The sequence below is a fragment of the Sodalis sp. RH15 genome (genome assembly GCF_047324255.1).
GTDB lineage: Bacteria > Pseudomonadota > Gammaproteobacteria > Enterobacterales > Enterobacteriaceae > Acerihabitans > Acerihabitans ligni.
Genome location: NZ_CP178738.1, coordinates 4,699,731 through 4,723,426 on the forward strand (window position 1 = coordinate 4,699,731; position 23,696 = coordinate 4,723,426).

The 23,696-nt window shown below is 55.3% G+C and carries 23 protein-coding genes and 1 tRNA gene; 8 read left to right on the top strand and 16 right to left on the bottom strand.

The window, feature by feature from the left end:
- Nucleotides 1–35 precede the first annotated feature (35 nt).
- From ACL2XO_RS21340 to ACL2XO_RS21350, 3 genes are all read left to right on the top strand, one after another.
- Complete coding sequence (locus tag ACL2XO_RS21340) at nt 36–314, top strand: hypothetical protein (RefSeq protein WP_413741479.1); 279 nt, start codon at nt 36–38, stop codon at nt 312–314.
- A complete protein-coding gene (locus tag ACL2XO_RS21345) occupies nt 277–2,328 on the top strand; it encodes an ATP-binding protein (RefSeq protein ID WP_413741480.1) in 2,052 nt (683 codons plus the stop codon). The genes ACL2XO_RS21340 and ACL2XO_RS21345 overlap by 38 nt, the downstream gene beginning before the upstream one ends.
- A gap of 579 nt (nt 2,329–2,907) precedes the next feature.
- Nucleotides 2,908–3,801, top strand: a complete 894-nt coding sequence (locus ACL2XO_RS21350) for a DNA-methyltransferase (RefSeq protein WP_413741481.1) — start codon at nt 2,908–2,910, stop codon at nt 3,799–3,801.
- Here ACL2XO_RS21350 and ACL2XO_RS21355 read toward each other — a convergent pair.
- The 3 genes from ACL2XO_RS21355 to ACL2XO_RS21365 all read right to left on the bottom strand — a co-directional run bounded on the left by ACL2XO_RS21355 (nt 3,774) and on the right by ACL2XO_RS21365 (nt 5,401).
- Complete coding sequence (locus ACL2XO_RS21355) at nt 3,774–4,541, bottom strand: hypothetical protein (RefSeq protein WP_413741482.1); 768 nt, start codon at nt 4,539–4,541, stop codon at nt 3,774–3,776. The two genes, ACL2XO_RS21350 and ACL2XO_RS21355, sit on opposite strands and share 28 nt — an antisense overlap.
- Before the next feature lie 24 nt (nt 4,542–4,565).
- On the bottom strand, nt 4,566–4,811 hold the full coding sequence (locus ACL2XO_RS21360) for a helix-turn-helix domain-containing protein (RefSeq protein WP_413741483.1): 246 nt from the start codon (nt 4,809–4,811) through the stop codon (nt 4,566–4,568).
- 514 nt (nt 4,812–5,325) lie between these two features.
- Nucleotides 5,326–5,401, bottom strand: a tRNA-Thr gene (locus ACL2XO_RS21365).
- 188 nt (nt 5,402–5,589) lie between these two features.
- On the opposite strand from ACL2XO_RS21365, the gene ACL2XO_RS21370 reads away from it, so the two are divergent.
- Entirely contained in the window at nt 5,590–6,012 is a 423-nt protein-coding gene (locus tag ACL2XO_RS21370; protein WP_413741484.1) for a VOC family protein, read from the top strand.
- A gap of 148 nt (nt 6,013–6,160) precedes the next feature.
- Here ACL2XO_RS21370 and proA read toward each other — a convergent pair whose 3' ends face one another.
- From proA to gpt, 5 genes are all read right to left on the bottom strand, one after another.
- Nucleotides 6,161–7,414: a glutamate-5-semialdehyde dehydrogenase gene (gene proA / locus ACL2XO_RS21375; RefSeq protein WP_413741485.1), complete on the bottom strand. Its 1,254-nt coding sequence runs from the start codon at nt 7,412–7,414 to the stop codon at nt 6,161–6,163.
- A 9-nt stretch (nt 7,415–7,423) separates the two neighbouring features.
- Nucleotides 7,424–8,527, bottom strand: coding sequence for a glutamate 5-kinase (proB, locus tag ACL2XO_RS21380; RefSeq protein ID WP_203524782.1), 1,104 nt, complete (start codon nt 8,525–8,527; stop codon nt 7,424–7,426).
- 117 nt (nt 8,528–8,644) lie between these two features.
- Nucleotides 8,645–9,046 (bottom strand): sigma factor-binding protein Crl, encoded by a 402-nt coding sequence (gene crl / locus ACL2XO_RS21385; RefSeq protein WP_132926302.1) that lies wholly within the window; start codon nt 9,044–9,046, stop codon nt 8,645–8,647.
- Nucleotides 9,047–9,127: 81 nt separating this feature from the next.
- Nucleotides 9,128–10,372 carry an esterase FrsA gene (gene frsA, locus ACL2XO_RS21390; protein ID WP_413741486.1) on the bottom strand — a complete coding sequence of 415 codons (1,245 nt, stop codon included), beginning with the start codon at nt 10,370–10,372 and terminating at the stop codon, nt 9,128–9,130.
- 334 nt (nt 10,373–10,706) lie between these two features.
- Entirely contained in the window at nt 10,707–11,165 is a 459-nt protein-coding gene (gene gpt / locus ACL2XO_RS21395; RefSeq protein WP_413725383.1) for a xanthine phosphoribosyltransferase, read from the bottom strand.
- A gap of 234 nt (nt 11,166–11,399) precedes the next feature.
- Between gpt and pepD the strand changes: the two genes are divergently transcribed.
- Nucleotides 11,400–12,860: a beta-Ala-His dipeptidase gene (gene pepD, locus ACL2XO_RS21400; RefSeq protein WP_413741487.1), complete on the top strand. Its 1,461-nt coding sequence runs from the start codon at nt 11,400–11,402 to the stop codon at nt 12,858–12,860.
- Nucleotides 12,861–12,948: 88 nt separating this feature from the next.
- On the opposite strand, the gene dinB is transcribed toward pepD, so the two are convergent.
- On the bottom strand, nt 12,949–14,022 hold the full coding sequence (gene dinB / locus ACL2XO_RS21405) for a DNA polymerase IV (protein ID WP_413741488.1): 1,074 nt from the start codon (nt 14,020–14,022) through the stop codon (nt 12,949–12,951).
- Nucleotides 14,023–14,205: 183 nt separating this feature from the next.
- On the opposite strand from dinB, the gene dpaA reads away from it, so the two are divergent.
- Entirely contained in the window at nt 14,206–14,937 is a 732-nt protein-coding gene (gene dpaA / locus ACL2XO_RS21410) for a peptidoglycan meso-diaminopimelic acid protein amidase (RefSeq protein WP_203524787.1), read from the top strand.
- Here dpaA and ACL2XO_RS21415 read toward each other — a convergent pair.
- The 3 genes from ACL2XO_RS21415 to ACL2XO_RS21425 form a co-directional block, all read right to left on the bottom strand.
- Entirely contained in the window at nt 14,908–15,675 is a 768-nt protein-coding gene (locus ACL2XO_RS21415) for a class II glutamine amidotransferase (protein ID WP_132926292.1), read from the bottom strand. The genes dpaA and ACL2XO_RS21415 overlap by 30 nt on opposite strands.
- Before the next feature lie 146 nt (nt 15,676–15,821).
- On the bottom strand, nt 15,822–16,406 hold the full coding sequence (lpcA, locus tag ACL2XO_RS21420) for a D-sedoheptulose 7-phosphate isomerase (RefSeq protein ID WP_132926290.1): 585 nt from the start codon (nt 16,404–16,406) through the stop codon (nt 15,822–15,824).
- A 424-nt stretch (nt 16,407–16,830) separates the two neighbouring features.
- Nucleotides 16,831–17,424: a YceI family protein gene (locus ACL2XO_RS21425; RefSeq protein ID WP_413741489.1), complete on the bottom strand. Its 594-nt coding sequence runs from the start codon at nt 17,422–17,424 to the stop codon at nt 16,831–16,833.
- Between the two features lie 409 nt (nt 17,425–17,833).
- On the opposite strand from ACL2XO_RS21425, the gene ACL2XO_RS21430 reads away from it, so the two are divergent.
- Together ACL2XO_RS21430 and ACL2XO_RS21435 are read left to right on the top strand one after the other, a co-directional pair.
- Nucleotides 17,834–18,994: a pyridoxal phosphate-dependent aminotransferase gene (locus ACL2XO_RS21430; protein ID WP_413741490.1), complete on the top strand. Its 1,161-nt coding sequence runs from the start codon at nt 17,834–17,836 to the stop codon at nt 18,992–18,994.
- Nucleotides 18,982–19,755: an amidohydrolase gene (locus tag ACL2XO_RS21435; protein ID WP_132926284.1), complete on the top strand. Its 774-nt coding sequence runs from the start codon at nt 18,982–18,984 to the stop codon at nt 19,753–19,755. The genes ACL2XO_RS21430 and ACL2XO_RS21435 overlap by 13 nt, the downstream gene beginning before the upstream one ends.
- Nucleotides 19,756–20,156: 401 nt before the next feature.
- Here ACL2XO_RS21435 and uraH read toward each other — a convergent pair whose 3' ends face one another.
- The 4 genes from uraH to ACL2XO_RS21455 all read right to left on the bottom strand — a co-directional run bounded on the left by uraH (nt 20,157) and on the right by ACL2XO_RS21455 (nt 23,608).
- Nucleotides 20,157–20,492: a hydroxyisourate hydrolase gene (uraH, locus tag ACL2XO_RS21440; RefSeq protein ID WP_413743098.1), complete on the bottom strand. Its 336-nt coding sequence runs from the start codon at nt 20,490–20,492 to the stop codon at nt 20,157–20,159.
- On the bottom strand, nt 20,492–20,986 hold the full coding sequence (uraD, locus tag ACL2XO_RS21445; RefSeq protein ID WP_413741491.1) for a 2-oxo-4-hydroxy-4-carboxy-5-ureidoimidazoline decarboxylase: 495 nt from the start codon (nt 20,984–20,986) through the stop codon (nt 20,492–20,494). The genes uraH and uraD overlap by 1 nt, the downstream gene beginning before the upstream one ends.
- 88 nt (nt 20,987–21,074) lie before the next feature.
- Nucleotides 21,075–22,367 carry an allantoate amidohydrolase gene (hpxK, locus tag ACL2XO_RS21450; protein WP_413725389.1) on the bottom strand — a complete coding sequence of 431 codons (1,293 nt, stop codon included), beginning with the start codon at nt 22,365–22,367 and terminating at the stop codon, nt 21,075–21,077.
- The gene (locus ACL2XO_RS21455; RefSeq protein ID WP_165934243.1) at nt 22,364–23,608 is read right to left on the bottom strand and encodes a pyridoxal-phosphate-dependent aminotransferase family protein; all 1,245 of its coding nucleotides are present in this window, start codon (nt 23,606–23,608) and stop codon (nt 22,364–22,366) included. The genes hpxK and ACL2XO_RS21455 overlap by 4 nt, the downstream gene beginning before the upstream one ends.
- Nucleotides 23,609–23,696: the final 88 nt, after the last annotated feature.

Here is a 23,696-nt window from a genome sequence, read left to right on the forward strand (position 1 = left end):
TAGCCCTGCAATAATCATTTCAACAAAGCAACAAAATGAGAGAAGAATTGTTTAATGGTCTACTAACCATTGCTAAGGAAGCGGTCGCCATCAAAAACAGCGAGATTAAAGCCGCCCGTTTAACGACCATAGCGTTACCGGCTGTAAAATCCCTTCCCGCAACAGTACAGATGAAAAAGAATGCGTTTGCTCATATAACACCGGTTCAATCATTAACACCCCTATGCACAAGAAGTCAAAAAAAGTTAAAACACACAGATAGCAGGGAGTCTAGCGATGGGCATGAATACCTCTTTACCGGGAAGGCTTCGTAACACAACACTACCTCTGAGCCAAAGCCTAATGCCGCTGTTTGAAGCGGTGGTCAATTCCATCCATGCTATCGCTGAGGTCAGCGGCACCCCGGCTTACGGAAAAATTGTTATCGACATCATCCGGATGCCGCAAACTTCATTGGCGTTCAGTGGCAGCCAATCCAAACGCGGATCAACGCCCCAAGAGCCGATATTCGGCTTCAAAATTTATGATAACGGCGCCGGGTTTCACGCGCGCAATATGCTGTCTTTCGAAACATTAGACAGTGACTATAAGGTGGGGCAAGGATGCCGAGGTGTCGGGCGTTTGCTGTGGCTGAAAGCCTTTGAAGCCGTCGAGGTGAACAGTCATTATCGGGACGATACCGGTGTGATGAAGCAGGGAACCTTTTCATTTACCTCAGCGCAGGGTGTTTTGGGTTTGACGATAACGGATGCGCCACAGGATGCCCCCTTGCAAACCTGCGTCCATCTTTCAGGCTTTGAAAAAAAATACCGTGAAACCTCGCCAAAAACGGCCCAAACGATTGCAAACAGCCTTTTTGAACATTGTCTCTGGTATTTTGTTCGTGCTGGGGGCGCCCCCGCTATTACTGTTCGGGATGACGGTGAAAGTATCTTTTTGGATGATGTCTATCAGGAATATATACTTTCAGCGTCTAACAAAGAAACGATCTCTATAAAACGACAAAAATTTGAGCTGACACATCTCAAGCTAAAAGCCAGCCTAGCCAAACCGCCATTTATCGCCTGGTGTGCCGCAAGCAGAGTTGTAAAAGAAGAAAATATAGCAGGTAAATTACCGGGCTTGCATGGCAAAATTAAGGACAAAGACGGTGATTTCGTTTACGCATGCTACGCTACCTCTTCTTTCCTTGACATTCATGCCAGACCGGAGCGTGTCGAATTTGACATTCAGGAATTCACTGATGACCTATTCTCTGAAACGGAAATCACTATGTCCGATATTCGCAATGCTGTTATCGCTTCTGCTATGCGATACCTGAATGAGTATCTTAAGGTGTCGCAGGCGGCAGGACGGGCCAGAATTGAACGGTTTGTCTCTCAGCGAGCACCACGTTATCGCCCCATACTAAAGCGTATAGATGAAACAAAATTGACCATCACTCCCGATATTTCCGACAAGGATCTGGATTTACTGCTCCATAAGCAACTGGCTGAGCTGGAAAGCGATATAATATCTGAAGGACAGGAGGTGATGAATTTTTGTAAAAGCGAATCGCCCGATAGGTACAAAGCTCGTCTATCCAGCTACCTGGAAAAGGTGGATGATATCAAAAAATCCAATCTGGCCGATTATGTTTTTCATCGCAAAGTGGTCCTCGATATTTTGGAAAAAGCGATCCAGCGCGGGCCCGATGGCAAATACATCAAAGAAGAACTGGTCCATGAATTAATCATGCCATTGCGTAAAACGTCGGAAGAGGTTCATCTTGATAGCTGCAACCTCTGGCTTATCGATGAGCGACTGGCTTTTCATGATTTCCTGGCCTCTGACAAAACATTTTGCTCTATGCCGATTACCCAGTGCCTGGAGAACAAAAAACCCGATATTTGTGCGCTGAATGTTTACGATGAGCCCATCCTTTTCTCCGAGGGCCAGCAGGTGCCACTGGCCTCCATCGTGATTATTGAGATCAAACGACCCATGCGCAACGATGCCGCAGCCGGCGACGATAAAGATCCTGTCGAGCAAGCACTCGGTTACCTCGAACGCATACGTGCAGGTGGCGCCCGAACAGCCAAGGGCCGCCCTATTCCTAACTCTGAAGACATTCCCGGTTTTTGTTACTCCATCTGCGACCTGACCCCGTCAGTGATAAGGCGATGCAAGACATTAGGGCTAACCGCAACCAGTGACCACCTGGGTTATTTTGGCTATAACCCCAATTTTAAAGCCTATATAGAGGTGATTTCGTTCGATCGGCTGCTCAATGCTGCACGGGAACGTAATAGGGCTTTTTTTGATAGGTTGGGGTTGCCTTCTGCATAATGAAAAACATGTCTTTCTATAATTTTAAGCACTACAAAGTTTATGCAATATCAGGAGGATAATACATGGGAAATTTTCTGTAATCGGAAATCAGTTACTTTTCTTCACTAAAAAAAACATAGATTCCGCAACTCTTTTAATTATTATTTCTTCTAAGACAGAAAACCAGACAGTATCCTTTTCGGCGATGAGAACCTTTTATCTTCGGGGGCATTGGTATATAGTTTTTAACGCTAACTAGCTATGCCGTTTGGCAAGTACACCTTTTGTAAACAAAAAGTGTATTCTAAATTAGACCGTTTATCAGTATGTTTAAGGTAATTAAATTTTTAATGGGGCTATTTTCCCTTGAACAATCGTTGAAGGACTCGCATCCTAAAACATCACGGCGTTAACGATGTCTAGCAAGAGGAGATCGTGTCACTACTTCTCTTAGGAGTTACGAGAAGCTCCCCTTTTTTACTCTCAGTGAATGTCTTGCCCCTTGACAGAGACCGAAGGAAAATGAATACTATAAGTAGCAGATTTTTCATAATAATCAGTTAGTAGTATATAACACAAAATCGCGGAGCATCAAATATGGATGAAATAGCCCAAGCGCTTGATTTATTTGACGATGAAAGTGCTGTGCTAGACTCCCAATTGTCTAAAAAAAATTCGAATCGTTGCGAATTGTTGGTTGGAGATGCTCGCAAACTCCTATTAAAGATTCCAGATGAGCATTTCGATTGTATTGTTACCTCTCCACCTTATTGGGGACTCAGGGATTACGGAGTTCCTGGTCAGATAGGAGCAGAAACTACTGTTGACGATTACATCGCCGATCTAGTACTCCTGTTTCGCGAAGCACGGCGTACGCTTGCCGAAGATGGCACTTTCTGGCTAAATATCGGTGATAGTTACACCTCTGGAGGGCGCACGTGGCGGGATGCAGACGCAAAGAATAAAGGCCGAGCTATGAATTATCGGGCACCAACACCCGACGGTTTAAAACCCAAGGATTTAATTGGAGTACCGTGGAAACTAGCTTTTGCCCTTCAAGCGGATGGTTGGTACCTTCGAACGGACATTATCTGGAACAAGCCGAACTGCCAACCTGAGAGCGTTAAAGATCGACCAACTCGTGCTCACGAATATGTTTTTTTATTTTCTAAATCTGAGAAATATTATTACGATTGGAATGCAATCAAGGAACCTGCAGTGAACCCCAAACAGAAGTCTAAGAATCGACGTACAGTATGGAACATTAACACAGAGCCATACCCTGGCAGTCATTTTGCTGTTTATCCAAGAGCTCTTGTTCGCATATGCGTGGCAGCAGGTTCACGTGAAAATGGCCGAGTTCTAGACCCCTTCTTTGGTTCAGGAACTACAGGTGTTGTCTGCAATGAACTCGGTAGAGATTGTGTCGGGATAGAGCTAAAGGCTGAATATGCCGAATTAGCTCACAAGAGATTATTAAACGGGCGTTGAAAGATCCAGTGCGCATGCACCTTGCATAGTTCTTTACGCAGGTGCTTGATCTGGAGCTTGCGTTCAGTCCCACCATCAAAATATAACTCGTACTTGAGATTTCCCACGGCATCCCTTACATATCCATATCCCGGCTGAGGAATTTGCTTGCTGTTTGTACGAATCTCGAGCTCACAATTGGCCGCCTCAAGCATGAGTTTTTTAGGAATTTCAACGAGCTCGTAACGAATTTTATCATCCACGTCCTTCAAGCGACGGAGGGTAAATATGCGATCATAGCTTTGCATATGCTCAAGAAATAAATTCAATAATAAAGATAGTTTCCATTCACCTCTGCCTAATTCCATCCATTTACTGATATGAATCAAGTCGTCTTTGATATTAGCAGCAGCTTCAGTCTTCAGGCTAACTGGAATGCCTCCAATATTGATATCGTGTCCTCGATTAGTTCGGCTTTGAACAAGCTGTGCTTGAATACCAGCGGCTTGCAACGCCTCCTCAAAAGCGAATTCGAATCGGTCTTTACTTAGCGCCTGACGACTTCCTGCATGATGGCTCAACAACCGATCACCAAATGAAGCAAGAACTGCATCAGTTACTACATCCGAGTCAGGCGCACGACCGAATTCTTGAACTGCACCGAATGCCTTGATAGCTGACTTAACCCAGTGTAACTGCGAAGGGGTCATTCGCAAAAGGGACTCAATTATTTCATCAATTTCTTTTTCTGAAATACTCATTTAGATTTCTCATCTAATAGTTATTTAGATATTCGATAGGTTTTCTTGCTTGGTAAGCAATTCGGGGACAGTCACGCCCAAAGTCAAAGCGAAAACTTCAAGCGTGCTAAGAGTTACATTTCGTTCGTGGCGCTCTACAGAACCAATATATGTACGATGCAAGCTGCATAATTCAGCTAGTTCTTCTTGAGAAAGCCCCCTTCTTCTACGAAAACTTTTGATGTTCTCAGCTAGAACAACGCGGAGAGAGTCACTCGATTTTCTGACCATGTTTATGTCCTAACATATCGTGATAGAATTATTATCAAATGATGACTATAAGACGACAGACCATAAGTAGCAAATGAGACATGTATTCTGACGAAAAAGATAATCTGGGGTTCGGGTCAAACATGAAACACTGGTAGCATGGCTACGGACTTACTTGGGGGGCCTTGACCTCTCCTAGTGTCAGTGTACGCTATGTCACGCCTGCGCTACTCCACAGAGGCTATGACGGGGAGATACTAAGAAAACGGGATGAGGCATACCGTGCGGTTCAATCAGCGCATCCAGAACGTTGGAGTGGTGACACGGTAATCCCCCTGAAAAAACGGGGTACTCATAAGTACCGTGACACTCAATCCTGAGTGGAAAAAACAGGCAGCCTAAATAAGCAGGGGTGACAACAACCTTGACACTGACCGCGGTTGAGTCAGGTTGATAATGGAAGATAAGAAACGGGCTGAAAACCGCAGCATAAGCGCTTTTAGTTGAGTTGGGTAGACCTGGAAAGAGTTTGAAATGGTGCCGATAATAGGAGTCGAACCTACGACCTTCGCATTACGAATGCGCTGCTCTACCAACTGAGCTATATCGGCATGATAAGGCTGTCATGCGGGGGCAAATCACGGGGGGACACGTTATGCAAAAGCGGTTGAAGAGTCAAGAGGCGCGCGTCCGTATGCTGATAAAAAGAGCAGATTGCTAATAAAAATCAACCAATCAATACCCGCTATCATTAACCTGACAACTTTTTGTTCTTCTTTTTACAGCCAAGAGGTGGTTAATGAAGTTACAAGGCGTACACCATACCGCGCTGGCGGTGGCTGATATGGCAAAGATGACGGCGTTTTACCGTGATACCCTCGGTATGCAGGGTCACCCGACCAAACACAACTGGCTGGGCACCGGCCACGGCTTTTCCCTGCACCTGATGCCCACCGACAAGCCGCTGGCACCCAGAGATTCCTCCCGTCATATCGCCTTTCAGGTGGAGAACCTCAACGACTGCTGTCGTCATCTGCTGGAGAAAGGCCTGCGACCTTATCAAATGTCCCTTTCCATGGAGGTGTTCTGGCTGACGGATAGCAAAGGCCCGCTGGACCAGGGTATCGGCACGATTTTCCTGGAGGACCCTGAGGGCAATACCCTGGAATTTGTGGAACGGCACAGGGGACTTTTTGCTGACTATGATGACGGGCTGGATTGATCTGGCAAATCACGTTTCAGACTTGAATACTGCTAGAGAAAAATAAGCATAGCCGCCGAAATTCGGCGGCCATGGCGTTAATCAAGATGATGCAGAGCAAGGGTTACGTCAAAAACAAGGCTTCCAGAAGTCACCGAAGCCCGGATCATCAACCCCGCACCAGATTATCCCCGTACCCAATCCACTTATAAGTAGTGAGCGCTTCCAAACCCATCGGGCCGCGGGCATGGAGTTTCTGGGTGCTTACCGCCACTTCCGCGCCGAGGCCGAACTGGCCGCCGTCGGTGAAGCGGGTGCTGGCGTTGACATACACCGCCGAGGAGTCCACTTCCCGCACAAAATGTTCCGCCGCGCTGAGGGATTGGGTGAGGATGGCGTCGGAGTGCTGGGTGCCGTAAATGCGGATATGTTCCACCGCCTGGTCGAAGCCGGTGACCACCCGGACGTTCAGGTCAAGGGAAAGCCATTCGTCGTGGTAATTCGCTTCTTCCACCGGCACGCAGGTGGCGGGGCCGTCCGCCAGATAGGGCATGGCCCGTTCATCGGCGTGCAACCGTACGCCCACAGAATGCATATGGCGGCTCAGGGCGGCCAGGAACTCCGGAGCAATGCCTTGGTGTACCAAGAGGGTTTCAAGGGAATTACAGGCGCTGGGGCGCTGTATTTTGGCGTTCTCAATCACCTTTAGCGCCTGGGCGAAGTCGATGGTCTCGTCGGCATAGATATGGCAGACGCCGATGCCGCCGGTTATCACCGGGATGGTGGACTGTTCGCGGCAGAGCTTATGCAGCGCCGCGCCGCCGCGGGGGATCAGCATGTCCACATACTGGTCCAGGCGCAGCAGTTCGGCCACCAGGGCGCGATCGGGGTTGTCGATGGCCTGTACCGCTTCTTTCGGCAGGTTGCAGGCGGCAAGGGCATCCTGGATGACGCTGACGGTGGCGGTATTGGTGCGGTGAGTCTCTTTGCCGCCGCGCAGGATAACCGCGTTGCCGGTTTTCAGGCACAGGGACGCTACGTCCACCGTGACGTTGGGGCGCGCTTCGTAGATAACCCCCACTACCCCCAGCGGCACCCGGCGGCGTTCGAGCTTGAGGCCGTTATCCAGCAAACGCCCGTCAATCACCTGCCCCACCGGATCGGTAAGCAGAGCGACCTGGCGTACGTCTTGGGCAATGGCCGACAGCCGGGCGGGGGTGAGCAGCAAACGATCCAGCAGCGCTTCGCTCAGGCCGTTTTGCCGGGCATCGGCCATGTCCAGGGCATTGGCACGGAGGATGGTCTCGCTTTGCGCGTCCAGCCGGTCGGCGATGGCCAGCAATGCCCGGTTCTTTTCAGCGCTGCTGAGCACTGAAATTTGCCAGGAGGCCTGTTTGGCGGCCCTACCCATTTGCTCGAGCATGGAAACTCCTTAATAAATAATCATATCGTCGCGATGGATCACCACCGGGCCGTATTCGTAGCCGAGGATGTCGCTTATCTGCTGGGAGTGATGGCCGGCAATCATGCGCAGGGCGTCGCTGTTGTAGCGGCTGACGCCGTGGGCGATGTCCTTGCCGTTCAGTCCGCGGATGCGCACCACCACGCCGCGGGAGAAATCCCCCGCCACCGCTTTGATGCCTTTGGGCAGCAGTGAGCTGCCCCGCTCCAGTATGGCGGTGAGCGCGCCGTCGTCGACGGTAATGTCCCCAGCCGGCGGCGGCCCGAACAGCCAGCGTTTGCGGGACTCCAGCGGCATCTCCTGGGCATGGAAGCGGGTGCCCACCGGCAGGTCCGCCATCATGTCGCCGATAACGCCGGGCCGGTTGCCGGCGGCGATCACCACGTCCACTCCGGCCCGGCTGGCCACTTCGGCCGCCTGGATCTTCGTGGCCATGCCGCCGGTGCCAAGGCCGGATACGCTGTCGCCGGCCACGCCGCGCAGGGCGTCGTTGATGACTTTGACTTCGGCAATCAGCTCCGCGTCGGGATGGTTGCGGGGATCGGCGGTATACAGTCCTGCGATGTCGGTGAGCAGCAGCAGCTTGTTGGCATCCGCCAATATCGCCACCAGGGCCGAGAGGTTGTCGTTGTCCCCCACCTTGATTTCGGCGGTGGCCACCGCGTCGTTTTCATTGATAACCGGGACGATGCGGTTGTCCAGCAGCGCGCGCAGGGTGTCGCGGGCGTTGAGGAAACGTTCGCGGTCTTCCATATCGGCGCGGGTGAGCAGCATCTGTCCGATATGGATGCCGTAAATGGAAAATAATTGTTCCCATAGCTGAATCAGGCTGCTTTGGCCGACGGCGGCCAGTAATTGCTTGGAGGCGATGGTGGCCGGCAGTTCCGGGTAGCCCAGATGTTCACGACCGGCGGCGATGGCCCCCGAGGTGACAATCACGATGCGGTGCCCGGCGCCGTGCAGCTGAGCGCACTGGCGCACCAGCTCGACGATATGGGCGCGGTTGAGTCGGCGCGAGCCGCCGGTGAGTACGCTGGTGCCCAGTTTCACAACCAAGGTCTGGCTGCCATCCATAATTTTTATACCGTTTATAAATTTTGAAATGCCTTGCCTGTCTTTTTTTAAAAAAGAAAAAGCGCTATGCCGGTCAGCATAACGCGATTTGCGATAAAAAGCAGGCCCGGCGTGCTGTCAGGAAGACAGGCTGAAGGGATGGTCTTTAAAGGAATCCGCCGGTTCCAGCGTCATGTCCAATGAGACGATGTAGGCGCGCAGGCGGGTGTGAAACTGCCGCAGCGAGCTTTCCAATTTATCCAACACTTCCTGCTCTTTAATTTTTTTCTCGCTCCAGTGGCCCTCTTTGTCGAACAGGCCCAAATGGTAGGTGTAGGTGTAGCGTTTTTCTTCGGCGTTCAGATCTATCCACCAGCCATAGAACTCCCGCTTTTCAGGCGACGGCTGCATATTGATGCATACCGCCAGGCAATCAAAGAAAAAATGATCGTCGCTGCATTGCCCTTCCCGAATGTAGGGACCGAGCGCGGTGAATCCTTTCATTAATCTGCTTTTGGGATGTCCACTGACTAAAGCCATGCTTTCTAACCTCTAATACCGCGAAAAAAATAACCGTCTTCTCTATTTAGCAAACTAATAGAATTAATCAACTTAGAATTTTCAGTTTTTTTTCAGCCAATCGCGAATATTCAGCAAAGCATGATGGAAATTTTGATAGACCGGCGCCGATTTCACCGTTAAAAGCGTGCCGGATGACGAGGAGGAAACAATTAATGTCGCCTCTTCCTTCGGGCTGAAGGGATCGTTTTCCCAATAGCCCGCCAGCATGGGAGTCGGGCATCTGCGGCCCAGCAATCCCTGGGTTTTCAGGGAATAGCGGCTGAGCTCGACTTTCAGCGCCGAGTCCGAGACGTTGGCCATGCCGATGCGGCTGGCCAGGACATCCATATACATGCCCGGCACGCGGTCTTGCCGGGCGGGGTCGGTGAGCAGCGCGTGCACCACCGGGCCAAGACAGGCCACTCCGCTCAGGCGCTGGGATTCCAGGTAGGCCAGGCGCACGGCAATATTGGCGCCGAACCGGAAGCCGAAGGCGGTGACGCGCCGCGAGTCTATCCAGGGGATGTTCGCCATGGATTTCAGCACCTGCTGATGGAGAAAGCTGGAATCCTGGCTCAGTTTCCACTTGGAGGAAAAACCGATGGAGGGCATGTCGATGGTGAGCATCGCCATGCCCGCCGGGGCGAAGTAGTCGTGAAACAGGCGATAGGTGTCGTTTTGCAGCATATCCAGCCCGCCGCACACCAGTACCGTGGGAAAAGGGCCTTTGCCTTCGGACGGCAGGTGTAAGAAGCCGGTCAGGGTGCCGCCGCCGCTGATGGGGAAGGCCAGGGCCTTGAGCTGATAGCTGAGCCGGCTCGCCGCTTCTTCCCAGGCGCGGTTGGCGAGGGTTTCCGCCTGCTCCGCCAGTTGATCCCCCGGCAGATGGGGATAGGCGGCGATACTGTAGAAATTGGCCGCCTTGAGCCATTGCTCGCCGGACACCTCCGGCTGCGGTTCATCCATGGCCTTCTGCTGCCATGTCATGCCCTGGTGGGACCACTCATAAATCCAGTTGCCGGGGCGATAGCCGATGACGGTATCCAGCAGGCGGTCATCGGTGCGTTCGGCCTTGCTGGCGGCGATACGGGCCAGCGTCTCTTCGATTTCCCAGGCATCCAGGCCGCGCCAAATCCACAACAGGCGGTTGATCATGCGATACCAGTTGCCGGGGTTGGCGCCGTCCAGGGGGGCGAGCATCGGCTTTTGGCCGGAGGGGTGGCGGGCGCGCGTCACCAGCGTGGAGGTTTCGGGAAGTTTAAAGGAAGGTTTAAACAGTATCTCGCTCAGATTCCTACTGCTCATTGAGCTGTATTCTCCATTACGCCAAGCCGTTAAGCCATAACAATAAGCCCTGACGCTAAGCCATGCCCATCATGCAGCTAAGCCATGCCGATACGCCAGGTTATTGAATTCTGTCCCGCGCTGACGGGAGGATGCCTGCCAGATTACTCATTTAGCGGCCAAAAAACAAACGCCCGTCATGAACGGGCGTGAGGATACGGCATATTTGCGGTTTGCCGCTCCGGGGGGTAGCGGACAAGCCGTCAGCGGCCCGAAGAAAGGAAAAGCGATAAATCGCCATGGGACGCATTAAGCCGCAATAAGCATCGGGCGGCGCGAAATACGTAAAGAACCCTTATTTTTCGCTCAGCGGCGGAACAAAGGCCACCGCCATGTCCCAGGGCTGTTCGATCCAGGTATCCTGGGGAATATCCACCACATAGTCATCCACCAGCGGCCGGCCGGCAGGTTTGGCGAAGATGGTGACGAAATGGGCTTTGGGATACATGTCGCGGATGGCTTTGGCGGTACCGCCGGTATCCACCAGATCGTCGATGACGATAAAGCCTTCGCCATCGCCCTCGGCGCGTTTGAGCACGGTCATCGCGCGCTGGTGCTGGTGGTCATAGCTGGAGATGCACACCGTATCCACGTGGCGGATATTTAATTCACGCGCCAGGATGGAAGCGGGAACCAGACCGCCGCGGCTTACCGCGATAATACCTTTCCACTGCGTTGACGGAAGCAGGCGCTGGGCCAGTTTCCGAGCCTGAAGTTGCAACATGTCCCAGGTTACGACGTATTTTTCGCTCATAAATGCTGTCCCAGCCGGATCGGTTCGGCTTAAAAGTACCAGGGGAAAAAAGGTTGCGCGAGATTATAGAGACGCAACCGACGAAATACCAGTGCTACTACCCTTTTTAACCGCAGTTTCACCGCCCGTTACGGTAAAGTGGTATTCTTGAGCCATCTTTGGTGACCCTGCGGCCGGCTGCGCGCCACACTGACTCCCCGGCCCGGGTCTTTTGTCGTTACAGGAGTTTTTATCGTGTCTGAACTGACTCAACTTTCGCCACAGCCCCTATGGCAAATTTTTGACAAAATCTGTTCCATTCCGCATCCCTCATATCATGAAGATGCCCTGGCAGGCCATATAATCCGCTGGGCCCAGGAAAAAGGATTGTTTGCGGAGCGGGATCAGGCCGGCAATGTGCTGCTGCGCAAGCCGGCGACCCCCGGTTATGAAAAGCGCCGTCCGGTGGTGTTGCAGGCGCATCTGGACATGGTACCGCAAAAAAACAGCGATACCGTGCACGACTTCACCCGCGACCCGATCCAGCCCTATATCGACGGCGATTGGGTAAAAGCCCGCGGCACCACCCTTGGCGCGGACAACGGCATCGGCATGGCCTCGGCATTGGCGGTGCTGGCGGATGACAGCGTGCAGCACGGCCCGCTGGAAGTGCTGCTCACCATGACCGAAGAAACCGGCATGGAGGGCGCCTTCGGTCTGCAGCCGAACTGGCTGCAGGCTGAAATCCTCATTAACACCGATTCCGAGGAAGAGGGCGAAGTCTACATGGGCTGCGCCGGCGGGGTGGATTTCAAAACCGTGCTGCCGCTGGAACGTGAAGCGGTGCCCGCCGGCTACCAGGTGGTCAAGCTCACCCTCAAAGGGCTGAAGGGCGGCCACTCCGGCGTCGATATTCATCTGGGACAGGGCAATGCCAACAAACTGCTGGCCCGCTTTCTGTTCCAGCACGCCAAAAAACTGGATCTCCGCGTACTTGATGTTACCGGCGGCACCCTGCGCAACGCCATACCCCGTGAAGCCTTCGCCACCCTGGCCCTGCCGCAGGAGAATACCGAAAGCCTCAATTCGCTGGCGCAACAGTACCTGACGGTTATCCAAACGGAGCTGGCGGCCAAGGAAAAGAAACTGGCGATTTCAGTGGAACCGGTGCAATCCGAACTGCAGGCATTGACCAAAGCCTGCGGCGACAAGTTTATCGCCCTGCTGAACGCCACCCCCAACGGCGTGATTCGCATGAGCGACGACGTAAAGGGCGTGGTAGAAACCTCCCTGAACGTCGGCGTGGTGTCCCTGGACGAAAAGACCGCCACCATCCGCTGCCTTATTCGCTCCCTCATCGACAGCGGCAAAGAGAACGTAGTGGAATCCCTGACCGCATTGGGCCAGCTGGCGGGCGCGGAATGCATTGCCAAAGGCAGCTACCCGGGCTGGAAGCCGGACGCCACCTCACCGGTGATGCATCTGGTACGCGAAACCTACCAGAAGCTGTTCAACAAAACGCCGAACATCCAGGTGATCCACGCCGGTCTGGAATGCGGGCTGTTCAAAAAGCCCTACCCGAACATGGACATGGTCTCCATCGGGCCGACCATCACCGGACCTCACTCCCCGGACGAACAGGTGCATATCAAAAGCGTCGGCCAGTACTGGACCTTATTGACCGCACTGCTTAGGGCCATCCCGGAAAAAGCCTAAACATCGGGGCCCATGGCTCGTTAAGCTCGCTTACACCAATCGTGCAACGAGCCGCCCTTGCAGGGGTTGGGGGAGCGCAGCTCCCCCCTCACAAAAACAAATCATCTTCCCAGTTAAATATCAGCTGCCGCTCAATCTGCGGGTCCAGCAGCGTCACATGCAGCCCCACCAGCCGCACCCCCCGTTCGCCGCGCCGCTGATCCCACGCCTGGTGGGCAATCTCCATCAAATCCGCTTTGTTCAGTACCGGCCACACGTGCTCCTGGGTGGTTTGCTGGAAATCGGCGAATTTGAGCTTGATGCCCTGCCGGGCGATGTGCAGATCCGGTCGCACCCGCTCCAGCCGGCGCTCAAGCTCCGGGTACAGCGCCTCGATAATCTGTGCGCACGCCGCCCAATCATCGATATCAACCTCAAGGGTGCGCTCCACCCCCACCGATTTACGCATCCGATCGGAGGTCACCTCCCGCTCATCGATACCCAAAGAACGCTCCCAGATCACCCGGCCGAATTTGCCAAACTGCCTGAGCAGCGCCGCCAGATCATACCGCTGTATATCGCCGCAGGTATTCAGGCCCATATCAGCCAGTTTTTTCGCCGTGACTTTGCCCACGCCGGGTATTTTCCCCAAGGGCAACGACTGCAAAAAAGAGGCGACCTGTTCAGGCCTGATAACGTACAGCCCGTCGGGCTTGTTCAAATCGGAGGCGATTTTGGCCAGAAACTTAACCGGCGCTACGCCGGCGGAGGCGGTGAGCCGCAACTCGCGGGCGATGTCGGCGCGGATGGCCTGGGCCATCAGGGTGGCCGAACCGCTGTGATAGGCGCTGTCGGTCACATCCAGATAGGCTTCGTCCAGCGACAGCGGTTCGATTAACGGCGTATAACGGCTAAAGATTTCACGGATATGCGCCGATGCTTCTTTATAGGCATTGATGCGCCCCGGCAGCAGTTTAAGATGGGGGCAAAGCTTCATGGCCATGGCGGTGGACATCGCGCTGTGCACGCCGAATACCCGGGCAGGATAGTTGGCGGTGCTGATGACCCCCCGCTTGTCCGCCCTGCCGCCGATGGCGATGGGGATATCGCGCAGGCCCGGATCGTCGCGCATTTCCACTGCCGCGAAGAAGCAATCCATGTCGACATGTATGATTTTGCGCATTTGCCCCCCTTTTAACTGTACGAGTATACAGTAAGTACGCGAATATATACAAAACGTATCTTGATAAAAGTTCGGGCAGTGATATCGTGTCGCTGATTATCTTAAATGTATTATCGTTTTACAGGGTTTGCCGGCAATGATTATTGCAGGTTTGTTATTTATTTTGACTACGCAGGAATGATAATGAGCAAAATCGCACTGCTGTTTGCGATGTTGTTTTGTATACCGGCATTTACATCGGTCAGTTATGCCAGTGAGCAGGCGCAAGTTATTTCAAATGAATTGAAAGCCCAATTACTTGGCTCACCGGTATTTATTCAAATCTTCAAAGAAGAGCGAACCCTTGAGCTCTACGCCAAGATAGGCCCGGAGTACCGCTTGATAGGCAGCTACGGCATTTGCAACTTCTCCGGCGGGCTGGGCCCGAAACGGGTGGAAGGCGATTTTAAAAGTCCGGAAGGTTTTTATACTATCGACAGCCGCAATCTGCAGCCCAACAGCCATTATTACCGGGCCATCAATATCGGTTTCCCCAATGCCTACGATCAATCCCGCGGCTATTCCGGCGCCATGCTGATGATTCATGGCGATTGTCGTTCCATCGGCTGTTACGCCATGACCGACAGTTATATTGCTGAAATATACCGCTATGTGGATGCGGCATTACGAAACGGCCAGGATGCGATAAAGATTCATATTTATCCGTTCCGTATGACGCCGGCAAATATGCAGCGTCACCGTTATTCCACCTATTATTCTTTCTGGCAACAGCTGCAGCCCGGCTACGCTTTCTTTGCCGAACATCATCAGCCGGCGGCGGTGGCGGTGGTCAACGGCCAGTATGTGATAGGCACACCGATGCAAATGACCCGCGCGCCCGTGGCGTCACAGCTCGCGCTCACCCAGCCGAAATAATACGCTCTCCCCTGGCGCAACCTTGTGCCAGGTTTCATTCCCCGTCAGCGGTTGGGTGGCGATGACCGTCACCACATCGTCTGGCGTGGTCTGCTGCTGGAAATCAATCTCCACATCCTGATCGATAAGGGTGGCTTTGCCGAACGGCGCCCGCCGGGTGATCCAGTAAAGTTCGCTGGAACAATATCCCATAACGAAACGGCCGTCGGACAGCAGCATATTGAAGATGCCTTTTTGCCGCAGCTCGCCCGCCAGGCTATCGATATAACGGAACACCGACGGCCAATGGCCGGGGGTGCGGGGATAGCGTTCCGCCAGCCGGGCCAGCAGCCAGCAAAACGCATACTCGCTGTCGGTCTGCCCTACCGGCCGATAGGGGCTGGTGTCCAGTTGACGGTATCCCCGCAGCTGGCCGTTGTGGGCAAAAGTCCAATTCCGTCCCCAGAGTTCACGGGTAAAAGGGTGAGTGTTTTCCAGCGCCACCCGGCCGCGATTGGCCTGGCGGATATGAGAAACCACCGCGCAGGATTTGATGGGATACTCCTGCACCAGCCGGGCGATGGGCGAGCTGATGCTCGGCAACGGATCCTTGAAGGTCCGGCAGCCCAGCCCCTCGTAGAACGTGATTCCCCATCCGTCCTTATGCGGTCCGGTGCGGCCGCCCCGCTGCATTAACCCGGTAAAGCTGAAGCAAATGTCCGTCGGCACATTGGCACTCATCCCGAGCAGTTCACACATGACCCTCTCCTGTTCCGCGCCATCCCGATGGCGGCGCGACCTTACCCGCCCGCCATCCCGATTCCGTTACCGCAATACGCTGCTGCCCTCATCCCGATGCCGGAGCGAGGTTACGCCGCCGCCTCCATGCCGATGTCGGCGCTGCATTACACCGCCGCAGCCATCTCTTTTTCAATAAGCTGGATCAGAATATGAATCGACTTGATATGGATCTCCTGGATACGATCGGCGTAGCCAAAATGGGGCACGCGAATTTCCACATCGGCGGTGCCGGCCATTTTGCCGCCGTCTTTGCCGGTAAGGGTAATCACTTTCATGCCTTTGGCCCGGGCGGCGTCGACGGCGCGGATGATATTGGCCGAATTGCCGGAGGTGGAGATGCCCAGCAGCACATCGCCCTTATTGCCCAGCGCTTCGATATAACGGGAAAAGACAAAATCATACCCGTAATCGTTGCTGACGCAGGATAAATGGCTGACGTCCGAAATGGCGATGGCCGGATAAGCCGGGCGGTTATCGCGATAGCGGCCGGTAAGCTCCTCGGCGAAATGCATGGCGTCGCAATGGGAACCGCCGTTGCCGCAGGACAGCACTTTGCCGCCGGCTTTAAAGGAATCGGCGATAAGCCTGGCCGCATCCTCAATAGACTGAATATTTTTTTCGTCTTTCAGAAAGTTAGCCAGCGTCAGCGCGGCTTCGTTCAGTTCGCTACGAATCAAATCCTGATACATAAGTCCCTCGGTATAGGCTCGCAAATTCAGAAAATCTTCGGTAAACAGTTTACCGGATTGGCGAAACCGCGAGAAGCGAAGATGGTCCGGGACAATGGAGTAATAGCAGGAAAATCATTATTTGTGAGCCAGATTATCATCACGGGGAAACAGCGTGGAACAATCAGTGCGGGATCGATGCGGGTAACATGGGATGGATTGCGGACCAGTGACGGCGTGCCATGAGACATTTCACTGCCAAAAAAACGCATACCCGTGTATAGCGCGCTGTCGATACAACGGTATCAGTTGAAATGTCAGCTGCCGATAAAGTGCACACCAAGTGAATGGTACGCTGCAGATACAGGATCCATCAAGCGAATGATCCGCTGCCGGAATAAGCGGTTATCAAGAAACAACCACGCGCCGGCAGCGGAACGGGGGGTTATTTCACCAGGGCTTCGGTGGAGATGGTTATCACCACGGCATCGCTCACCATGGGGACATATTTATCCAAACCGAATTCCGAGCGTTTGATAGTGGTGGTGGCGTTAAAGCCCACCGCCTGTTTTTTCTCCATCGGATGCTGGCCTATCTTGTTCAGCACCGCATTCAAAATCACCGGTTTGGTAATGTCCTTGATTTTCAGGTCGCCATACACTTTATATTTGTGGGCGCCTTCGCTGACGATTTTTGTGCTGTGGAAGGTGGCCTGGGGATAGGTGGCCTGATCGAAATAATCCTTGCCCTTAAACTCTTCCGTCAGCTTTTGCACATGGGTATCGACGCTGTCGATGGGAATAGTCACGTCCACTTTTGTCTGGGTGATGTGCTTGTCGTCCAGCACGATATTGCCGGTAACATTGGAAAAATCAGCGGTGGGATTGGAAAAGCCGAAATGGTTCCAGGAAAACACCACCGACGTATGAGCGGGATCCATGACATAGGTCTGCGTTTCAGCCCGGGCAAAACCGGACAGCGCGCCAAAGGCGATAACCACCGGGACGGCTATTTTTTTTACATTAATCTTCGGGATCATAGGATTCTCATGGGGAAAAGTTAACAGAATGTCGTGCGTGTTATGATGGCGTTAAAGGAAAGGGAATAATAGACCATATATTTGTATGAGTATTTCAAATGTTTTGATTAACTTATTGAATGATTCCCCTAAGAATTAATCCCACTGGCATTGGAAACAAACTCGGTTAAGTCTTAGCCTAATCAGACTGACTGAACGAGCTACATTCACTCTAACGCCCCTCTCTTTGGATGAAATAATCTTTATTCCCCTCCGCCATTCCTTTTCGCCGCCATAAAAAAATTCTTCGCCGGGCTTATGTTTCGATGTTTGGCGTTTAGCCGTTTACCCATCTACACGTCCCGATTGTCAATTGTACCCAGCGTGTTATATTGGACTCAAAACCGGCTTCTAAGAGTGGTCGTTAGCCATGAGCAGCACATCCTTCACACCTGAAAGCAAACTTCCGTCGTTGGGCACCACTATTTTTACCCAAATGAGCGCCCTGGCCCAGCAGCATCAAGCCATTAACCTGTCACAGGGTTTCCCGGATTTCTCCGGCCCCGGCTATTTGAAAAAAAGGCTGGCGTACCACGTCGAACAAGGCGCCAACCAATATGCGCCGATGACCGGCGCCGTGGCGCTGCGGGCCGCCATCGCCGATAAAACCGAACGGATTTACGGCTGGCGTCCCGATGCGGACACCGAGATTACCGTCACCGCCGGCGCCACCGAAGCGCTGTTCGCCGCCGTCAGCGCGCTGGTTCGCGCCGGCGATGAGGTCATCTGTTTCGACCCGAGCTACGACAGCTATGCCCCGGCGGTAACCCTGGCGGGCGGCGTCACACGCCACATCGCCCTGCAGCCGCCGTCGTTTCGCGTCGACTGGGAGGTCTTTCGCAATCAATTAACCGATAAAACCCGCCTGGTTATCCTGAACACCCCGCATAATCCTTCCGCCACCGTCTGGCAGCCGGAAGATTTCGTACAGCTGTGGCAGGCCATCGCCGAGCGTGAAATTTATGTGCTCAGCGATGAAGTCTATGAACATATCTGCTTCGCCCCCGGCGGCCATGCCGGCGTGCTGGCCCATCCGCAGCTGCGCCAGCGGGCCATTGCCGTCTCGTCGTTCGGCAAGACCTATCATATGACCGGCTGGAAAATCGGCTACTGCATCGCGCCGCCGGTGCTCAGCGCCGAAGTGCGCAAAATCCACCAATACCTCACCTTTGCGGTGAACACGCCGGCCCAGCTGGCCATCGCCGATATGCTGAACGCCGAACCGCAGCACTGGCTGCAGTTGCCCGACTTCTATCGCGAACGGCGCGATCATCTTACCAACGCATTGGCGCCGAGCCGGTTCAAGGTGCTGCCGTGCCAGGGCACTTACTTCCTGCTGGCGGACTACAGCGCCATATCAGACATGGATGACGTGGCGTTCAGCAAATGGCTGACGGTGGAAGTGGGCGTCGCCGCCATTCCCCTGTCGGTCTTTTGCGCCGATCCTTTCCTGCACAAGCTCATCCGGCTGTGCTTTGCCAAACAGGATGCCACTCTTGACGCCGCCGCGGAGCGCTTATGTCAACTCTGAAAATCACGCTATTGCAACAGCCATTGGCCTGGATGGACGGCGAGGCCAATCTGGCCCATTTCGACGGCCTGCTGGCCACTACCGCCGGACGCGATCTGATAATCCTGCCGGAAATGTTCACCACCGGCTTCGCCATGGAAGCGGCCAATAACGCCCTGCCCCAGGGGAGGGTAGTGGAATGGCTGCATAAGTGGGCGGCATCCGCCAAGGCAATGGTGGCCGGCAGCGCCGCCATCAGCACCCCGGACGGCGCGGTAAACCGCTTTTTGCTGGTGGAACCCTCGGGCCAGGTCCATGTCTATGACAAACGGCATCTGTTCCGCATGGCCGAAGAACATCAATATTATCAGGCCGGGCAAAAACGGCTGGTGGTAGAGTGGCGCGGCTGGCGGATCCTGCCCCAGGTATGCTATGACCTGCGCTTCCCGGTATGGTCCCGCAACCGGCAGGACTACGACTTGGCGCTCTATGTCGCCAACTGGCCCGCCCCCCGCGCCGGCCACTGGCAAACCCTGCTGGCGGCCCGCGCCATTGAAAACCAGGCCTACGTGGCCGGCTGCAACCGGGTCGGCACCGACGGCAACGGCCATCACTACAGCGGCGACAGCATGATTATCGACCCGTCCGGCAACATACTGGCGCAGGGTAAACCGCATCAGCCGGCGTGCCTGGAAGCCGAACTATCGCTGGATATCCTGCAACAATACCGCAAGGCGTTCCCCGCCTGGCTGGACGCCGATAATTTCCAATTGGATATCTAGCCGGCCTCATGCGGCACGGTAAGTCCGCGTTCACCGACGCTGAACCAGGCGTGTTAAAGGGAAACCGCGCCAATGGGGTCGAAGCGGGCGTGGTTTTTCCGCCCGCCCGAGCGCCCCATGGCTCGGTAGGCCCGCCATCACCAAACGTTCAACGAGCGTGTTAAAGGGAGACCGCGCCAATGGGGTCGAAGCGGGCGTGGTTTTACCGCCCGCCCGAGCGCCCCATGGCTCGGTAGGCCCGCCATCACCGAACGTGCAACGGACGTGTTAAAGGGAGACCGCGCCAATGGGGTCGAAGCGGGCGTGGTTTTACCGCCCGCCCGAGCGCCCCATGGCTTGGTAGGCCCGCTATCACCGAACGTGCCACGAGCATGTTAAAGGGAGACCGCGCCAATCAGATGTCAGCTCCCCCGATACGTCGACCACCCATACGGGCTCACCAGCAGCGGCAAATGCAGATGCTCATCCCCCTCGGCCAGATAAAAATCAATCACGGCGCAGCCATACAGCGTAGAACGCCCGCTGGCGGCAAAATACGCCCCCACCCCGGCGCTCAAGCGATAATGCCCCGGCGGCACGCCCTCAGGCGTCAACCCGTTCAAACGCCCATCGGCGCCGGTGGTGCCGCCGGACAGCCTGACCCAATCGCCATCCCGCTGCAACTCCAGCGCCATCTCCATCCCCGTCGCCGGTTTACCCAGCGAGGTATCCAGCACATGCGAAGTAATGATGCCCATCATAAAACTCCCTGCCGTAAGCGTAAGAGCGCAATCTCCCGCAGTTGATTCGCCGTCTCCCGCTGTTCTTGTTCGATGCTGTTATGCAGCCGCTGCCGCAAACAGGCCAGGATCTCCTCGCCGCTGCGCCCGGCGGCGCGAATCAGGAATATCCGGCCGAATTTAGCCTCGTAGAACCGATTGCCTTCCCTTAACGCCCGTTTCAGTTGCTCATCGCCTTCGGTAAACACCGGTTGCTCGCGGCGGGAATATTCGGCGGCGGCGTCGTTATGCTCCCGTGACTCCCCGATGCGCGGATGCTGCATCAACGCCTCATCCACCTGTTCCGCCCCCCACCGCCGGGCGGTTTCATCGGCAAAGGCCAGCAGCTCATCCAGGCCCCTAAAAGGCCGGGCGGCGATGATGGCATCACCCCAGGAGCGCACGGCGGCGCATGCAAGCAGCATCGGTTTCAAAAGCGCCTCGTCCGCATCATTAAATTCATCAAGCGTCATCAAAAACCGTCACCCAGGATTTAGCCGCCTTCAAGTGTAAACCGATATCGCCCGTGGCCGTCTTTCAGGCTAAGAAGCGCCTCAGAGATCAGCCCGCCTTCAGGCTCGCGCCGATATCCCCCACGGTGCTCGCCAGGGCGCTGACGGCATCAAAATAGGCCCGCAGCGCGACGGCCACGTCCGCTTCCGCCACCAGCTCATCGGGATGATGGCTGATACCCCGGCGGCAGCGGATAAATAGCATCCCCACCGGCCAGCACTCCGCCAACGCAATGGCGTCATGGCCGGCGCCGCTGGGCAAACGCGGGCTGCTGCCCTGTATGCGGCACAGGCTCTCCGCCAGTTTAGCCTGCAGTATGGCATCACAGGGGGTGGCGCCGATATGATAAAACTCTTCCGCGCTAAAGCCGATACCGCGCCGGGAAGCGATGGTGCCGGCCAGGCCGAGCAGCGCGGTAACCAGCCCCTGCAGTTCCTCGCTGTCCGGGCCGCGCACATCCAGCGTCAGTTTCACCTCGCCGGGAATCACGTTCACCGCTCCCGGCAGGCATTGCAAGGTGCCGACGGTGGCCACCATTTGCGGTCCGCGGGCAATGGTGAGATCGTCGATTTGCGCAATCCAGCGCGCGGCGGCGCTCAGCGCGTCTTTACGCAGCGGCATCGGTACCGTGCCGGCATGGCCCGCCACGCCGGCGAACCGGCAATTAAGACGCCGGGCGCCGTTGATGGCGGTCACCACTCCCAGCGCCGTTCCCGCCTGCTCCAGGCAGGGGCCTTGCTCGATATGCAATTCCAGATAGGCGGCGAAGTCCTTTGCATCCCGCTTGGCCCGGAGGATAAGGGCAGGATCCAGACCGGCCCTGGTCATCGCCTGCGCCACGTCGATACCCTCCTCGTCTTTACGCCCCAGCCAGTCCGGCGGCCAGGTGCCCGTGATCCCCCGGCTGCCCAGCAGGGCTATGCCGAAGCGCGTGCCCTCTTCATCGGCAAACCCGATCACCTCGATGGCCCGGGGGAGGCGCAGTTGCCGCTGATGAAGAAAGTGCACCAGCTCAATGGCGGTCAGCACCCCCAGCATACCGTCATAGCGCCCGGCATTACGCACCGTGTCCAGATGCGATCCCAGCAGGATGGCGGGCAAATCCTCTTGCTGCCCTTCGTAGCGCCCGCAGATATTGCCCACGCTGTCCTGCCAGACCCGCATGCCCGCCGAGCGCATCCATTCACCTACCTGCATGTTTGCCAACAGATGCTCCCGCGACAGGTAGGTTCGGGTCAGCTGGCCCGGCGTTTCGCTGATGGCGGCCAAAATATCGCAGCGCGCCATGACCCGCCGGGCGGCGTCGGCGGCGAAGGGCTCGGGCATACCATAATCGGTCATGATGGCTGCTCCCTCTGGTAATGATCCCAGGCCGCCTGCAGGCCGGCCCCCCGGGGACCGGCAAAGCCCAGACGATTCAGCACCCCTTCCAGTGCGCTAAGGGTTTGCATCACGCAATCCTTGCGCGCGTTATAGCCCATGGTGCCGATACGCCAGATTTTCCCTTTCAGCGGCCCGAACGAGGTGCCGATTTCAATGGCGAAATCATTCAGCATCATCTGCCGCACCTGTTCGCCGTCAAGGCCGGTGGGGATAACCACCCCCAGCACATTATTCATTCTATGGCGCCTGTCGCCGAAGACCTCGAGCCCCATGGCGTCGATACCCGCCAGCATCGCCCCGCCGTGCAGTTTGTGGCGTTCTATGGCCGCATCAAGGCCTTCCTCCAGCAACAGCCGGGCGCATTCGCGGGCGGCGAACAGCATGCTGGTGGCTTCGGTATGGTGATTTAAGCGTTCCGGTCCCCAGTAATCCATGATCATGCCGAGGTCGAAATAGTTGGAATAAATCATCTCATCGTCGCCATCCCGATGCTCGGCGGTGCGAATCCCCTCCTCTACGCATTTACGGCTGCGGATGACTGCTTCGCAGCGGGCGCTGAGGGTGACCGGGGCGCTGCCGGAGGGACCGCCCAGGCATTTCTGCAAACCGGCGGAAACCGCATCCAGGCCCCAGGCATCGCTTTCCAGGGCATTCCCCCCGAGGGATGCGGTGGCGTCGGTGTAAAACAGCGCATCGTAACGGCGGCAGATTTCCCCCAGCTGTTCCAGGGGTTGCAGCATGGTGGTTGAAGTATCCCCCTGCACGGTAAGCAGCACCCGCGGACGCACTCGTTTCACCGCGTCTTCAATCTGGTCGGGGCTGAACACCTCGCCCCAGGGAGCCTCGATGATATGGACCTCGGCGCGGCAGCGCCGGGCAATTTCGCACAGCAGATGGCCGAACCGGCCGAATACCGGCACCAGGACTTTGTCACCGGGGCGGATTACCGACAGCAGCACCGCTTCGATACCGGCGCGTGACGTGCCGTCCACCAGCAGCGTCCAGGGGTTTTCGGTCTTGAACACCCCACGGTACAGCGCCATCACTTCATTCATATAACCGGTCATGGCGGGATCGTATTGTCCCACCAGTTGGCTGGCCATCGCCCGCAGCACCCGCGGATCGGCGTTAATCGGACCCGGCCCCATCAAGAGACGGGACGGGGGATTGATTTGATCGTACTTTGCATTATCCAACATGAGTTATCCTTTGATACCACCATTCGTTTTCGTTAGATGACCGATAATCTTCGGATTGCCGCAGGTCGGGCCACGCATCGCCGGGGAC